This is a genomic window from Streptomyces sp. NPDC022910, from assembly GCF_055561075.1.
The window spans coordinates 1-1,631 of sequence record NZ_JBVHHL010000166.1 but is presented as its reverse complement, the minus strand read 5'-3'; the positions used below and the strand labels follow the sequence as shown (position 1 = coordinate 1,631).

At 69.7% G+C, this 1,631-nt stretch carries 2 protein-coding genes; one reads left to right on the top strand and one right to left on the bottom strand.

The window, feature by feature from the left end:
• Nucleotides 1-269 precede the first annotated feature (269 nt).
• Complete coding sequence (locus ACZ3TS_RS42940) at nt 270-1,103, top strand: IS5 family transposase (protein ID WP_467628687.1); 834 nt, start codon at nt 270-272, stop codon at nt 1,101-1,103.
• Here the strand turns inward: ACZ3TS_RS42940 and ACZ3TS_RS42935 are convergent.
• Nucleotides 1,018-1,518 carry a hypothetical protein gene (locus ACZ3TS_RS42935; protein WP_467628685.1) on the bottom strand — a complete coding sequence of 167 codons (501 nt, stop codon included), beginning with the start codon at nt 1,516-1,518 and terminating at the stop codon, nt 1,018-1,020. The genes ACZ3TS_RS42940 and ACZ3TS_RS42935 overlap by 86 nt on opposite strands.
• Between the last annotated feature and the right edge of the window lie 113 nt (nt 1,519-1,631).

The window sequence follows — 1,631 nt, the reverse complement described above, 5'->3', positions numbered from 1 at the left end:
AGAGGGCTTCTCGAAACCGAGTGTGGAGCTGGGGGTTCCGTACGGGTGTGCTGTTCAGGTGATTGTGGCCGCGCCGGGGCATGAAGGCAGGGCCTCTCGGTAGCACAGAGGGTGTCTACGCCACTGCTCACCGGGAGGCCCTGTTGCCGCAGTTGTATCGGTCAGCCGCGAAAGAGTCCATTCCGGACACGCGGACGTGCGACTGCTTCGCCCACAAGTACGGCAACGCCGCGGACAATCCGTCCGGCGGGCACTGCTATCCGACCGACATGAGGGACGCGGAGTGGGCCGCGGTCCGCGAAATGATCCCGAAGCCCGCGTGGGCCGAGGGCCGGGGCGGCCGGCCGGAGGAGTACTGCCACCGGGACATACTCGACGCGATCAGGTACGTGGTGGACAACGGCGTGAAGTGGCCCGCGCTGCCCGCCGATTACCCGCCATGGAAAGCGGTGCACCGGTTCTTCACCCGCTGGCGGAAGCAGGGGCTGATCGACGAGTTCCACGACCGGCTCCGCGCCGCGACCCGTGAAGCGCAGGGCCGGGATGCGGAGCCGACGGCAGGGGCGATCGACTCGCAGTCCGCGAAAGGCACGTCCACGGTCGAGGCCGCGACCAGCGGCTATGACGGCGGGAAGAAGATCAAAGGGCGCAAACGGCACATCGTGGTGGACACCCTCGGCCTGATCCTCGCGGTCATGGTCACCCCCGCCTCGACGGGGGACCGGGACGCCGCCCAGGACCTCCTGGCCCAGGCCACGAGGCGGCATCACCGGCTCAGACGCGTATGGGCGGACAGCGGATACACCGGCATGCTGGTGGGCTGGTGCGCGAGGGCCCTGAACCTGATACTGACGATCATCCGCCGCAGCGACGGCCACAAAGGCTTCGTCGTGCTGCCCAAACGGTGGATCGTCGAGCGGACCTTCGCCTGGCTCACCCGCTCCCGGCGCCTCGCCCGCGACTACGAGCGGCTGCCCGCGTCGTCGGAGGCGATGATCCTGTGGTCGATGACCATGGTCATGACCCGCCGTCTCGGCCATCGCCACAGGCGAACCGGCCCGGCACCGGCTCGTGCGCCCATCCCCGCGCAACGAGCCGCTTGAGCTTGCACCGCACGCCCTCCGTCTTCGCCGGAACCACCTCCAACCCCAACAAAGCAGTGATCTCACGGCAGTTCAGTGGCTGGCCGCCGGTGGCGCGACGCTCGGCCAGCAGGCCCATGACCTGCTGATACTCCGGCGCCAGCACCTCGGCCGACAGCCCCTCCCGCCAGGGAGGAACAACCGACCCGGGCCTCGCCGCCGCCAGCGCCGCAGCCTCGTTCCCGTCCGGCGCCTTCCCCGCCTCACCGTCCCGGCCTGCGCTCTCGCCCCCGTCCCACACCTCGCTGACCCGCCTGCGGGCGATCAGCCACTCGTCCCACTCCGACTGCGCCGCCTCCAACTCGGCCTGCAACTCCTCCACCCGCCTCCGGGCCGCCCGCTCCCGCTCCTCCAGCCGCCCCAGCACCGACGCCATCACACACCTCCAGCACGCCACCTCCACGGACGCACCGGACCTACCTCACCCACCCCGGCACTATGCCTGACCAGCACGAACCCAGCCCCACACTCGGTTTCGAGAAGCCTTCT

Bases quoted from the DNA above. Each gene is read 5' to 3' on its own strand.
- ACZ3TS_RS42935 (WP_467628685.1), bottom strand. From the start codon at position 1,518: ATGGCGTCGGTGCTGGGGCGGCTGGAGGAGCGGGAGCGGGCGGCCCGG.
- ACZ3TS_RS42940 (WP_467628687.1), top strand. From the start codon at position 270: ATGAGGGACGCGGAGTGGGCCGCGGTCCGCGAAATGATCCCGAAGCCC.